We start from the raw sequence: 13,574 nt of genomic DNA, 5'->3' as shown, positions 1-13,574 counted from the left end.
TCAGTCCTCCCTCAAGGCATGCTCATGCAGGGCATCGCGATTGATGCGGATCCCCAGCCCCGGGCCATCCGGGATGGACATGACGCCGTCATGGTGCTCAAGAGGCGTTTCGACGACCGCCTGTCGAAACGGGTTTTTCGTCCGATCGAACTCCATGATCGGCTCCAGGGGGCGACGACGCGGCGGATTCGGCGGCAGGGCCGCCATGAACTGCAGGCTGGCCGCAATGCACACTGCCGTGCCCCAGACGTGCGGCACCAGGCGAACCCCGTGCATGGCCGCCATGTCGGCCACCCGACGCATCTCGGAAAAGCCGCCGACAGCGCAGACATCCGGCTGGGCAATGTCGATGGCGCGGGTGGTCAGGGGTTCGAGCATGGCATAGCGACCATGCCAGTTCTCGCCACTCGCCACCGGGATAGGCTGGCCCTGGCGCACGGCGCGATAGGTGTCGAGCTGCTCCGGCAGCACCGGTTCCTCGAACCAGTCAATGTCGAATGGTGCGGCGCGCTTGCCGACCTCGATGGCCTCGAGCTGATCATAGCCATGATTGGCATCGATCATCAGGCGACGCTCCGGGCCGAGGGCCTCGCGTGCCGCCGCGATCGCCCGCAGGTCCTCCTCGACCTCGAAGCCGATCTTGATCTTGACGCCATGGAAGCCCTCCCGGGCATGGGCGGCGGCCTCCTCGGCCACATCCTGGACGCGGTCCACGCCATCACGGCGAAACGAGCCGGTGGCATAGGCCCGGACCGTTTCGCGAAAACGCCCACCGAGCAATTCACTGACCGAGGCCCCATAGTGCTTGCCCTTGATATCCCAGAGCGCGATATCAATGCCGCTCAGGGCCGTCATGGTCAGGCCGCGCTGTCCCTGATCGCGCAGTCGGTTGTAGAGATCCAGCCACAGCTTCTCGGTTTCCAGCGGATTGGCCCCCACCAGGGCTGCCCCGTACAGGTTGACGATGGTGGCATTGGCCCTGGCCGGCCCCAGGCATTCGCCCCACCCCAGAGTGCCGTCTTCGCAGACCACTTCGACCAGACAGTGCTGACGCCGCTCGAAGCGCATGGTGGCGCTCTCGAAGGCCTGGTCGAGGCGGTAATCCAGAATATGCGCATGCACGCTTGCGATCTTCATCATGACATCCTGACTGACAGTTGCGGTTAGCCGCCCGACTCGAACAGCGACGGCAGCATCAGTGACACGGCCGGCACATAGGTCACCAGCATCAGCACGGCGAACAGGGCCAGATAGAACGGCCAGATGGTGCGCACCGTCTCTTCCATCTTGATCTTGCCGATGACGCTGCCGACGAACAGACAGGACCCGACCGGCGGTGTGCACAGCCCCAGCCCCAGGTTGATCATCAGGATGATGCCGAACTGGATCGGGTCCATGCCGAACTGGGCGGCCACCGGCAGGAAGATCGGCGTGCAGATCAGGATCAGCGCCGCCATGTCCATGATCATGCCGAGCCCCAGCAACAGCAGGTTGAGCATCAGCAGGATGACGTAGGGGTTGTCGGAGATGGCCAGCAGCGCCTCGCTCAGCAGTTCGGGCACGCTGTAGAGGGCCAGCAGATAGGAGAAGGCCGAGGCGCACCCGACCAGAATCATCACCAGCGAGGTCGTGCGCACCGACTGATAGACCGCCTTCTTGAAGGAGTGCCAGGTCAGCTCGCGATAGACCAGCCCCGTGATGACGATGGCATAGATCGCCCCGAAAGCACCGGACTCGGTCACGGTCAGAATGCCCGAGAGCACGCCACCGACGATGATGACCGCGGTCAGCAGGCCCGGCAGCGCCGCGGCGAAACTGATGATCAGGGCATACCAGCCCGGAAACTCTTCCCCGGCATAGCCACGCTTCACCGCCACCAGGTAGGCGGCAACCGCCAGGGCGAGGCACATCAGAATGCCGGGAACGATGCCGGCAATGAACAACTGGGTCACCGAGATCCCGCCGCCTGCCGCGACAGCATAAAGAATCATGTTGTGGCTGGGCGGAATGACCACGCCGGCAACCGACGACGTCACCGTGACGTTGACGGCATAGTCGGCATCATAGCCCTTCTCCTTCATGACCGGCACCAGAATCGACCCCAGTGCCGAGGTGTCGGCAACGGCTGACCCGGAAATCCCCCCGAACAGCATCGAGGACGAGACATTCACCAGTCCCAGGCCGCCGCGAATCCGCCCCACCGCCGCCGAGGCGAGACGCACCAGGCGATTGGAGATGCCACCATGCAGCATCAACTCGCCGGCGAAGATGAAGAAGGGAATGGCCAGCAGCGAAAACACCGAGATGCCGGACAGAATGCGCTGAAAGCCGACGAAGAGCGGCAGCCCCTCGTAGAGGAAGGTCACGACCGAGGCCAGGCCGACGGCGAATGCCACGGGCGCACCGACGATCAGACCGAGAAAGAAGACGCCAAAGAGTATTATCAGGCCCATGGATCACGCCTCCCCTGGCGTCACGAGACGCTGCACGATATTGACCACCGAGAACAGCACCATCAGCAGCCCACTGACCACCATCGGCGCGGCGCGCCAGCTCTCGGAAAGACCGATCATCGGAATCGGCCGACTCAGATTGTCGAGCACCATGATGTAGCCCTGCCATGCCATGAAAACGCCAAAGGCCACCACGAACAGATCCGCCACCAGCCGCATCAGGCTACGCGGCAAGGCCGGCAGCCCCTCCCGAATGAAGTCGATGCTCAGGTGGGACTTGTGGCGCACCCCGGCGGCGGCGCCCAGGAAAGTCACATAGATGACGATCAGCAACGAAGTCTGCTCGACCCAGGTCGGCGTGTCGTTGAGAACATAACGCCCGAAGACCAGCCAGCCGAACGAGGCAATCAAGAAAACGAGCAGAATGCCCGAGACGATAATGCAGAGTTGCGCGATGCCATCCAGCACACTATCGACGGCAGAGCGTACAACCCGTTCCTCGGACTGACCCTCGGATTGATCGGAATAAGCACTCACGGTTTCTGACCCTGTCGAGGAGCCCCGGTTGGCGCGCCGACCGGGGCTCGGCATGGTGTGGACGGCACTATTTCTGCGCGTTCTGAATATCGCTTACCAGGCTTTCGAGGTCCGGATTTTCCTGAATGAAAGCGTCATAAATCGGCTGCATCTTGTCCTGGAAGGCGGCTTTGTCATCCACTTCATTGATTTCCACGCCGGATTCCAGAGCCAGCTCGCGACTGCTCTGCGCCTGCTCTTCCCAGAGCTTGCGTTGCTCCTGAGCCGCGTTTTCCGCTGCTTCACGAACAATGCCTTGATCCTCCTCGGACAATTCGGTCCAGGTGGATTTGGCGACGCACAAGCACTCGGGCAGGATCAGGTGCTCGGTCAGGGAGTAATATTGAGCGACTTCATAATGACCACTGGATTCGTAGGACGGATAGTTGTTTTCCGCACCGTCAATGACACCGGTTTTCAGCGACTGGTAGACCTCACTGTATGCCATCGGCGTGGCATTGCCGCCCAGTTCGTCGATCATCTGCACATAGAGGTCGTTGTTCATCACGCGGACCTTCAGCCCGTCCACATCCTCGGGCGATGTCACCGGATGATCGGTGTTGTACAGACTCCGCGCACCAGAGCCGAACCAGGAAAGCGCAATCAGGTTTTTCTCGGCCAGCGCATCCGCGAAACGCTCACCGATTTCCCCATCCATGATGCGGTACATGTTATCGGGGCTGCTGAAGATGAACGGCAATGACAGAATATTGGTCGCCGGCACAATGGGTCCCATGGGCCCCATGTTGAAGTTGGCAAAATCCAGTGCCCCGTTGCGCGTCTGTTCGATGGCGTCCGGCTGATCGCCCAGGACTGCATTGTGATAGACCTTGGGTTCGACGCGCCCTTCCGTCTTTTCGGCCACCTCCTCGGCAAAGCTTTCCAGCGCCACACTGTTGGGGTAGCTGGGCGGGTGGATGTTCCAGCCTCGCCACTGTTCTGCCTGGGCAGGTAATGCCACCATGGCCAGCAGGCCAGTGGCGGTCGTGAGCTTCAGGCAATGACGAAAATTCGTTGTCTTGTTGGTCAGCATGGCTCGCTCCATCCGGGTAGGATATGGTCAATCATTGTGCTTGTTCTGATGCCCCTGTGCTCTGTTACCAAAGCCGTTCGAGGCGTCTTTTATCATCAAGGGACACACGTCTGAGCGAATGTCTTGAATGCCTTTCCTGACGGATTACCAGAATCTCCGCTCGGACATGACGGCAGGATTTAAACTGGTAATACATCATATGAATGACAAGTTAGTCAGTCTCCGTGCACCTTACAAGCCTTCCCGACCACTTTGAGACTAAAGTGCTATCGGCCATTCCCGCCTTGCTTCCGCTTCCCTTCCAGTCCCCGGCTGGCGGCGACCCGAACCAGACAGGCTGGCCAGCGAACCATGCGGGCGTGCCGACAATCATCATATATCGTACAATCATGCGGCCATGCCAGGCGGTCGCCGTCTGCTGCCCCTCATGTCCCGTCACAATGCCGATCTTCCGCATCAGGACAAGATGCCAATGACCCACCTGCTGCTCGATACACTGAATGTCAGCCTGCCGGTATTCACCATGGTGTTCATGGGAATCCTGCTGAAACGCCTGGGCTGGATCGATCAGGCCTTCATCAATACCGCCTCCAGTCTGGTCTTCAAGGTCACCATGCCGGCCCTGCTTTTCCTGAGCATCCTGCGTGCCGAACCCGGCGAGGACTTCCAGCTCGGGCTGGTGGTGTATTACCTGATTATTTCGGCGCTGATGTTCGTGCTGATCTGGGCCTGGTCGCTATACCGCTGCCCCCGGCAACAACGTGGCGTCTACGTTCAGGCGGCATTTCGCGGCAACTGCGGCATCATGGGCCTGGCCCTGGCGACCAGCATGTACGGTGAGCTGGGGCTATCACTTGGTGGCGTCATGGCGGGCGGCATCATCATGCTCAACCTGGTACTGTCGGCCATCGTGCTGGCCGTCTACAGCCCGCTGGTCAATTCTCACCCCGGGGCCATTCTCAAGGATGTGGCGACCAACCCCCTGATCATCGGGATCGCCGGGGGGCTGCTGCTGGGGTGGCTGGACATCGGGCTACCGGGCTGGCTGATGACGTCCGGCGACTACCTGGCCTCGATGTCCCTGCCCCTGGCACTGATCTGTGTCGGCGGCAGCCTGAGCCTGGCGGCCATCAAGCAGGGCAGCCTGCTGGCCCTCGATGCCAGCCTGTGGAAGGTCGTGATCATGCCCTTGCTGGGCGTGCTGCTGGCACTTCCACTGGGCTTCAGAGGCCCGGAGCTGGGCATCCTGTTCCTCTTCCTGGGCAGCCCCACCGCCGCTGTCGCCTTCGTGATGGCGCGCGCCGCCGGGGCCAATACCGATCTGACGTCCAATATCATCATGCAGAGCACCCTGCTCAGCCTGGTGACCCTGACCCTGGGGATCTTCGTGCTCACGCTGCTGGGGCTGATATGAACCCACTCGGCAAACGGGGCATGCATAGCGCGGTATTGCACTGGCTCGTGTTCCAGGCTATGAACGCCTCCTCATGACCGAGCCAGGTTGATCAGGGCATCCGATTCGAGCTCCTCCAGCCGGTTGATCCCCAGCATGCCCATATCGGCGCGAATCTCGTCCATCAATAAATGAATGGCGTGGTCCACGCCACCTTCTTCACCAATGGCAGCCGCATAGTTGAAGGGTCGCCCGATGAAGGCACAGCTCGCCCCCAGGGCCAACGCCTTGAGCACATCGGTGCCACGCCGGAAGCCACTATCAATCATCACCGACATGTCACCCGCTACCTCCAGTGCTGCGGGCAGGGCACGCATCGGCGATACGGCACCATCCAGCTGACGTCCACCATGGTTGGAAAGAATCACCCCATCGGCACCATCCGCTCGTGCCGTGGCAACGTCCTCCGGGTTCAGCAGTCCCTTGATGACCAGGCGCCCTTGCCAGCGCTGGCGAATACGCTGCAACTCGGACCAGTCGAGATGCTCACGCCCGGAAAAGTCACGCAGGACGTGTCTGGATATAATGGCGGCACCACGCTCCGCGGTATTGTTTTCGAAGTGCGGCATGCCATGGCGCACCCAGGTGCGCAAGAAGGTTCCCAGGCTCCAGCGCGGATGCGTCAAGCCATCCCAGAACAGTCGTGGGCTCGGGCGCAGGGGCGTACGAAAACCGTTACGCAGGTTGTTCTCGCGATTCGGAACGACTGCCGAATCCACCGTGACGACCAGTGTCTCGACGCCGGCCCGAGCCACCCGGTCAATCAAGGCATCAATCTGCGACGACTCGGCGGGCAAGTAGGCCTGGAACCAGGTATCCGGCGCTTGCGCCATGACTTCCTCGAGGCGGATCAGGGACGAGCCGCTGAGGATCATCGGGATGCCGGCCCGAGCGGCAGCCCGGGCCTGCGCCAGATCCCCTCGATACCCGGTCAGCGAGCATATGCCCATCGGCGCAATACCGAAGGGTGCTGAATAACGCTTCCCCAACAGCGAGATCGAGGACTGGCGTTGGCTGACATCACGCAACACCCTGTGCTGAAAGCCAAGCTCGTCAAAGACCGCACGGTTGTCGCGGTAGGACGCCTGGGTTTCCACAGCACCCGCGACATAACCAAAGAGCGGCCCGGGCAGGTGACGCTTGGCCACCGGCTCGAAGTCATCGAGACACAGGATCCGCGAGAGTCGCCGTGCCACCCACCAGGGGACTTTGGGCGGCGCGTGCGGGGGCGTGCTCGCTACCGGCGCATCAGAGGTCATGGCATATCTCCTGTTATCAGCTTGCTCTACCCTCCCGAGAAGGCCGGCTTGCACCATTGAAAGCCTTCCGGAGCCGGCTTCTCGGTCCGGCGAGTCAACGCCATCGGGTCACATAAAAAAGGCGGCCCGCAGGCCGCCAATGCTTGACGATCATCCCGCTGGGTATCTGGCTTTATGCTTCGCGCTTGCCATCCACCAGGCGGCTGACGCCGGCCGGGTTGCTGTCCTTGAGGGCCTCGGGCAGCAGGGCCTCGGGCAGGTTCTGGTAGCAGACCGGACGCAGGAAGCGATAGATGGCGGCACTGCCCACCGAGGTGGTGCGCGAGTCCGAGGTCGCCGGATAGGGACCGCCGTGCACCATGGCGTGGCAGACCTCGACGCCGGTCGGCCAGCCGTTGGCCATGACGCGACCCGCCCGACGCTCGAGCACCGGCAGCAGCGCGCGAGCGGCCTCGGCATCGGCATCGTCCATCTGCAGGGTCGCCGTGAGCTGACCTTCCAGGTGTTCGGCCACCCGCTTGACCTCGGCCTGGTCGGCGCACTCGATGACCAGCGAGGTGGCACCAAAGACCTCGGCCTGCAGCGATTCGTCGGACAGGAAGTCAGCGGCGGAGGCCGCGAACAGGCCGGCCTGGCACTGGTTGTCACCGTCACCTGCCGGCCCGCGTGCGATTTCACGCGCCTTGTCATTGCTGACCAGGGCATCGACGCCCTTGTTGTAGGCGTCGTGAATGCCCGGCGTCAGCATGGTGTGCGACGCGGCACCCTGCACGGCCTCGCCGGCGGCGGCCAGGAAGTTGTCCAGTCCTTCGCCCTTCTCGGCGATGACCAGCCCGGGGTTGGTGCAGAACTGACCGGCGCCCAGGTTCAGCGAGCCGACAAAGGCCTCGCCCAGCTCGGCGGCACGCGACTGAAGCGCGGCCGGGAGCAGGAAGACCGGGTTGATCGAGCTCATCTCGGCATAGACCGGAATCGGCTCGGGACGCGACTGCGCCGCCTGTACCAGCGCCGTGCCGCCGGAGCGCGAGCCCGTGAAGCCGACCGCCTTGATACGCGCGTCGGTCACCAGGCCCTGGCCGACTTCACGGCCGGAACCATACAGCAGCGAGAACACGCCTTCCGGCAGCTTGCACTTGTGCACCGCCCTCTGGATGGCCCGACCAACCAGCTCGGACGTCCCCGGATGCGCGGAGTGGGCCTTGACCACGACCGGGCAGCCCGCGGCCAGCGCGGAGGCCGTGTCACCACCGGCGACGGAGAAGGCCAGCGGGAAGTTGGAGGCACCGAAGACAGCCACCGGCCCCAGGGCGACATGACGCTGCCGCAGGTCGACCCGCGGCATCGGCTGGCGTTCCGGCAGTGCCGGGTCGATCCGCACGTCGAGCCACTCGCCGGCCCGCACCACGCCGGCGAACAGGCGCAGCTGACCGCAGGTACGACCACGCTCGCCCTGGATACGCGCCTGCGGCAGGCCGGATTCGGCCATGGCGCGCTCGATCAGCGGCTCGCCGATGGCTTCGATCTCATCGGCAATGGCCTCGAGAAAGCTGGCCCGCTCTTCCAGGCCCGTTTCGCGATACTGATCGAAGGCCGTCCAGGCCAGATCACAGGCACGCTCGACTTCGGCCTTGCTACCCGCCGGGTATCCCGGGTCCAGACGCTCGTTGGTGGAGGGGTTCACCGCATGAATCAGTGCGCCTTCGGCCGCAACGGCCTGGGCGCCAATCAGTTGCTTGCCTTCGAGTGTCATCGTCTCTCTCCTGTCGAGGGAAGCGGTGATACCGCGCATCGCGCCGTATCACCCGGAAACAGTCGGCGGCATCGCTTCGCGCCGCCTCTGGGGTCTGGTGTCAGCGCACCAGCGCCGGGCGTTTGGGATCGAACTCCCAGCCCTTGATCAAATACTGCATGGCCATGGCATCGTCGCGCTGCGTGACGTCGAGGCGCTTGTATTTTTCGTGCGCTTCCATGAGTCGGGCATCATCCAGCTCGACACCCAGTCCCGGCGTCTTCGGTACCTGCAGCTTGCCGTCACGAATCAGGAAGGGATCGGTGGTGATGCGCTGGCCGTCCTGCCAGATCCAGTGGGTGTCGATGGCGGTGATCTCGCCCGGGCAGGCCGCCGCCACATGCGTCATCATGGCCAGGGAAATGTCGAAATGGTTGTTGCTGTGCGAACCCCAGGTCATGCCCCATTCGTTGCACAGCTCGCCGACGGCCACGGCGCCCTGCATGGTCCAGAAGTGGCAATCCGCCAGCGGGATATCCACCGAGTTCAACTGCACGGCCAGCTGCAACTGCTTGTAATCGGTGGCAATCATGTTGGTGGCGGTGGGCAGTCCGGTACGCTTCTTGAACTCTGCCATGGTCTCGCGACCGGAGAAGCCGCCTTCCTGACCACAGGGGTCCTCGGCATAGCTCAGCAGGTGCTTGACGGGATCGAGCACACGCACCGCCTCGTCGAGCCCCCAGGCGCCATTGGGGTCCAGCGTCAGGCGCGCATCGGGGAAGGCCTCATGCAGGGCACGGATGCAGTCGGCTTCGTCTTCACCACGCAGCACACCGCCCTTGAGCTTGAAGTCGCGGAAGCCGTAACGCTCATAGGCCGCCTTGGCCAGGTCGGCGACGGCATCGGGGGTCATGGCTTCGCGATAACGCACCTCGTCCCAGGCATCCACGGGATCGGTGGCACGCGGGTACGGCAGGTCCGTCTTGTCGGGATCGCCCAGCAGGAACAGATAGCCGAGCGCCTCCACTTCGTCGCGCTGACGGCCATACTGACCCAGCAGGTCGGCTACCGGCATACCCATGGCCTGCCCGAAGAGGTCGAACAGGGCCGACTCGATCGCCGTGATGACATGCACCGCGACCCGCAGGTCGAAAGTCTGGCGACCGCGCTCTTCGCGACCATTGCTGGCCAGCAGCAGACGCACACGATTCAGGGTCTGCTTGACGTCATTGACCCTCGAGCCTTCGACCAGCTCGCGACATTGCTCCAGCCCCTTGAGGATGCCGTCACTGGAGGGAATCTCGCCGACTCCGCGGTTACCGGATTCGTCCTCCAGCACCAGCACGCAGCGAATGAACCAGGGGGCATGGCCGCCGCTCAGGTTGAGCAGGAAGCCATCCTCGCCGGCCACCGGCACGATTTTCATCTGGGTAATTTTCGGAAACATGGGATATTGCCTCGTTACAATATTCAACAACGCCTCAGGTGACCGGCGCTGGATTGAAGAGCACCAGATCGTTGTACAGCCCCAGCCTGTCGGCCGCCGCCTGCTGACGCCCACTGGCCACATCGAGAATCAGGTGGAACAATTCCCAGCCCATATCCTCGATGGAAGCCTCGCCAGTGGCGATACGTCCGGCATCGAGGTCGATCAGGTCATGCCAGCGGCGCCCCAGGGTGGAATTGCTGGAGACCTTGATGACGGGTGTCATGGGGAGGTTGTAGGGCGTACCGCGGCCGGTGGTGAAGACTTGCAGGTTCATGCCCGCGGCGGCCTGCAGAGTGCCACAGATAAAGTCGCTGGCCGGCGTGGCGGCGAAGGTCAGGCCACGCTTGCGCAGGCGTTCACCCGGCCCGATGACATCGACAATCGGCGAATTCCCCGACTTGATCACCGACCCCAGGGCCTTCTCGACGATGTTGCTCAACCCGCCCTTCTTGTTGCCGGGCGAAGTATTGGCACTGCGATCGGCCTGGCCCAGGGACAGGTAATCGTCATACCAGGCCATTTGATCGACCAGCGCCTGGCCGACCTCGGCATCCACGGCACGTGGTGTCAGCAGGTGAATGGCATCGCGAACTTCCGTGACTTCGGAAAACATCACGCTGCCACCGGCACGGACGATGAGATCCGTCGCGAAACCCACCGCAGGATTGGCCGTCAGACCGGAGAAGGCATCGCTGCCCCCGCACTGCATGCCCACCACCAGATCCGACACCGGGCAGGTCTCGCGCTGACGCTGGTTCAGCCGCTCGAGATGGCGCTCGGCCATGGCCATGATGCCTTCGACCATATCGGCAAAGCTTTCGAAGGACTCATCCTGCAGGCTCAGCACATTGGCCTGCGGATCCGCCGCTTCGGTGTTCTGATAGATCTTGACCGGCTGGTCATCGACAAGAGTGGAAGGCTGAAGCTTCTCGCAGCCCAGGCCGATGACCATCACTTCATCGCCGAAGTTGGGGTTGCGGGCCAGGTTCTTGAGCGTGCGAATCGGCACCACGGCAGCCGGCGCATTGATGGCCACGCCGCAACCATAGCTGTGGTTCAGTCCTACCACATCCTCGACATTCGGGAAGCGGGGCAACAGCTCCTTCTTGATGCGCTGCACCACCTGGTCCACGACGCCGGATACACACTGCACACTGGTCGTGATACCCAGGACATTCTTGGTACCGACACTGCCGTCCGTGTTGCGAAAGCCCTCGAAGGTATACCCTTCCAGCGCCTCGGTGGCGGGGGCCGGTCGTGTCGCCAGCGGCAGATCATCGAGCCCGGGCGGGATCGGCATGTGCAGGTTATCCTCGCTGACATGCCCCCCGCTGGGGATCGACACCATGGCCGTGCCGATGACTTCGCCATAGCGAATGACCCTGCCACCCTGAGCGATGTCCTCCAGGGCCACCTTGTGGCCCTGGGGAACATGGCCCTGCAGCACCAGTCCATCATCCAGGCGTTCCCCCGCCGCGAGCCCGCCTTGCCCGACCACGACCGCGACGTTATCGCCGGGATGGATACGAATCACCTTGGGCGGCTTGGTTTGCTGTGCCATAGTCAATCCTCGACAGACTTCGAAAGCGTCATGCGGACGCTTCTTGACGCTGTTTCCTGCGACTCTGGATACCCATGTAGATGGAGAAGGCGACGGATGCGGCAATCATCAGCCAGAGCACGACAGCGATGGGACTCTTGGTGAAAAAGATCGAATAATTGCCAAAGGACTCCAGGCTCTTGACGAAGTAGACTTCCGCCTGACTGCCCAGGATGAAGCCGATGATCAGGGGAGCCACCTCGAGCCCTACCTTCTGAATGAGATAGCCCAGCACACCGAATATCAGCAGCGTCCACACATCGAACATGATGCCGTAATTGATCGCATAGGCCCCGACCACACACATCATGACGATGATGGGATACAGGATGTACTTGGGTACCAGTACCACCTTGGCAATGTGCTTGATGGCATAGAACATCAAAAAGAACATCACGATGTTGGCAAACACCAGTGCTGTCATCATGATGTACCAGGTATCGGTATTTTCCGGAATGAACAGCGGCCCCACCTGAATGCCCTGCAGGGTAAATGCCCCGATAAGAACGGCCGTCGTCGAATCCCCAGGAATGCCCAGGGACAGCAGCGGAATCAGCGCACCACCGGTGAGCGCATTGTTGGCGGACTCGGATGCGATCAGTCCCTGAGGCGCCCCCTTGCCCATTTCACTGGACTCGCGCGACAGGTTTTTTTCCTGGGTATAGGCCAGTACGGAGGCTGCACTGCCGCCGACACCAGGCAACATCCCGACGAAGGTGCCAATGAAGGAAGAGCGGACCAGGTTGGTCAAGCGCCCCCTGAAAATCGAGAAGGAAAAGCCGCTGCCCGTGCCCATCTTGATCTTCTGCCCGGCCAGGCCGCTTTTCACGCCTTCTTCCGCTTCCAGCAGGATCGTGGCAATACCGAAGATGCCGATCAGTACCGGCAGCAGGGAAAAGCCCTCGAAAAGGTAGGGCTCGAGAAAGTCAACCATCAGGCGCGTCTTGCCATTCCCGCCATCCGTGATGCTGTAGGTCCCGATCAGGCTCAGCCAGATGCCCAGCACACCACTGAAGATACCCACCAGCATGTTACGCGACATGGAAGCAATGACTGTCAGGGCGAGCAGAATGATCAGGAATTTCTCGACATAGGAAAACTTGATGGAAAACTCGGCCAGCAGCGGCGCAAACAGGAAGAGGATGGCGGCACTGATCAGCCCTCCGACCACGGAGGCCACGACACTGACCCTCAGGGCGCGTTCGCCCTCGCCCTTCTGGGCCATCGGGTAACCATCGAAGGTGGTCGTGATCGAGGACGGTGTGCCCGGAATATTGAGCAGTACGGCAGGTACCATGCCCCCCGAAATGCCGCCGACATAGAGGCCGAGCAGCAATGCAAGCCCGTGATGCAGGCCCAGCGCATAGGTCAGAGGCAGGCAGACGGCAACCGCCATGGTCGCGGTCATCCCCGGTATGGAACCGAAGATGATGCCGACGAGCGCTCCCATCCCTGCCAGCAGAAAGAAGGTAAAATCCAGTACCGATAGTATATCGAGCATGACGAAAGACTCCGCTACGGCAGGGTGATCTGGAACAGCTTGGCCAGAACGAACCAGGCCAGACTGGGTGCCACAACGGCATTGATGGCAGCAGTGATGACTTTACGTCGCGTCCTGGTGTGCATGTACATCAATGACATCAGGAAAACGAATACGATTGACACAAAAAGGAACCCGTACCCTGTGTAGGGAAACATGTTCCCGATAACTGACATCATGTGAAAGTAGACGGCTATCAGCGCCAATGAACCAAAGAAACGAAACTTGTCCATGGTCTCACCCAGGATGGGTAACGTTTTCTCACCACGCTTGACAGCCAAAAGAAACGGAATGGTATGAACCACCAGTATGATGACAAACAAGACCGCGATCACCCAGTGAATGATACGCGGAAAAAACAAATGAGATGTCTCGAAGTTGATCGAGACATCAAGCAGGGATGTCAGTCCCGATTCCATAGTGCCTCCAGAAAAGGCATTCG

At 61.7% G+C, this 13,574-nt stretch carries 11 protein-coding genes; 1 reads left to right on the top strand and 10 read right to left on the bottom strand.

Annotation, left to right across the window (positions count from 1 at the left end; genetic code table 11):
- From QWY79_RS10965 to QWY79_RS10950, 4 genes are all read right to left on the bottom strand, one after another.
- On the bottom strand, window positions 1-1,137 hold the full coding sequence (locus QWY79_RS10965) for a mandelate racemase/muconate lactonizing enzyme family protein (protein ID WP_290273415.1): 1,137 nt from the start codon (window positions 1,135-1,137) through the stop codon (window positions 1-3).
- A 26-nt stretch (window positions 1,138-1,163) separates the two neighbouring features.
- On the bottom strand, window positions 1,164-2,453 hold the full coding sequence (locus QWY79_RS10960) for a TRAP transporter large permease (RefSeq protein WP_290272652.1): 1,290 nt from the start codon (window positions 2,451-2,453) through the stop codon (window positions 1,164-1,166).
- Between the two features lie 3 nt (window positions 2,454-2,456).
- On the bottom strand, window positions 2,457-2,990 hold the full coding sequence (locus tag QWY79_RS10955) for a TRAP transporter small permease (protein ID WP_290272650.1): 534 nt from the start codon (window positions 2,988-2,990) through the stop codon (window positions 2,457-2,459).
- A 67-nt stretch (window positions 2,991-3,057) separates the two neighbouring features.
- Window positions 3,058-4,062 (bottom strand): TRAP transporter substrate-binding protein, encoded by a 1,005-nt coding sequence (locus tag QWY79_RS10950; protein ID WP_290272648.1) that lies wholly within the window; start codon window positions 4,060-4,062, stop codon window positions 3,058-3,060.
- A 466-nt stretch (window positions 4,063-4,528) separates the two neighbouring features.
- On the opposite strand from QWY79_RS10950, the gene QWY79_RS10945 reads away from it, so the two are divergent.
- Window positions 4,529-5,476, top strand: coding sequence for an AEC family transporter (locus QWY79_RS10945; RefSeq protein WP_290272646.1), 948 nt, complete (start codon window positions 4,529-4,531; stop codon window positions 5,474-5,476).
- A gap of 71 nt (window positions 5,477-5,547) precedes the next feature.
- On the opposite strand, the gene QWY79_RS10940 is transcribed toward QWY79_RS10945, so the two are convergent.
- The 6 genes from QWY79_RS10940 to QWY79_RS10915 form a co-directional block, all read right to left on the bottom strand.
- Window positions 5,548-6,774 carry an alpha-hydroxy acid oxidase gene (locus tag QWY79_RS10940; protein ID WP_290272644.1) on the bottom strand — a complete coding sequence of 409 codons (1,227 nt, stop codon included), beginning with the start codon at window positions 6,772-6,774 and terminating at the stop codon, window positions 5,548-5,550.
- Window positions 6,775-6,946: 172 nt separating this feature from the next.
- Window positions 6,947-8,524 (bottom strand): aldehyde dehydrogenase (NADP(+)), encoded by a 1,578-nt coding sequence (locus QWY79_RS10935; protein WP_290272642.1) that lies wholly within the window; start codon window positions 8,522-8,524, stop codon window positions 6,947-6,949.
- Between the two features lie 100 nt (window positions 8,525-8,624).
- On the bottom strand, window positions 8,625-9,950 hold the full coding sequence (locus tag QWY79_RS10930) for an enolase C-terminal domain-like protein (RefSeq protein ID WP_290272640.1): 1,326 nt from the start codon (window positions 9,948-9,950) through the stop codon (window positions 8,625-8,627).
- 34 nt (window positions 9,951-9,984) lie between these two features.
- Window positions 9,985-11,553, bottom strand: a complete 1,569-nt coding sequence (gene garD, locus QWY79_RS10925) for a galactarate dehydratase (RefSeq protein WP_290272638.1) — start codon at window positions 11,551-11,553, stop codon at window positions 9,985-9,987.
- A gap of 28 nt (window positions 11,554-11,581) precedes the next feature.
- On the bottom strand, window positions 11,582-13,093 hold the full coding sequence (locus tag QWY79_RS10920; protein ID WP_290272637.1) for a tripartite tricarboxylate transporter permease: 1,512 nt from the start codon (window positions 13,091-13,093) through the stop codon (window positions 11,582-11,584).
- Between the two features lie 14 nt (window positions 13,094-13,107).
- Entirely contained in the window at window positions 13,108-13,551 is a 444-nt protein-coding gene (locus QWY79_RS10915) for a tripartite tricarboxylate transporter TctB family protein (RefSeq protein ID WP_290272636.1), read from the bottom strand.
- Window positions 13,552-13,574 lie beyond the last annotated feature (23 nt).

The sequence above is a fragment of the Halomonas sabkhae genome (assembly GCF_030409265.1).
Taxonomy (GTDB): domain Bacteria; phylum Pseudomonadota; class Gammaproteobacteria; order Pseudomonadales; family Halomonadaceae; genus Halomonas; species Halomonas halmophila.
This window is presented reverse-complemented; position numbering and strand designations above follow the sequence as displayed.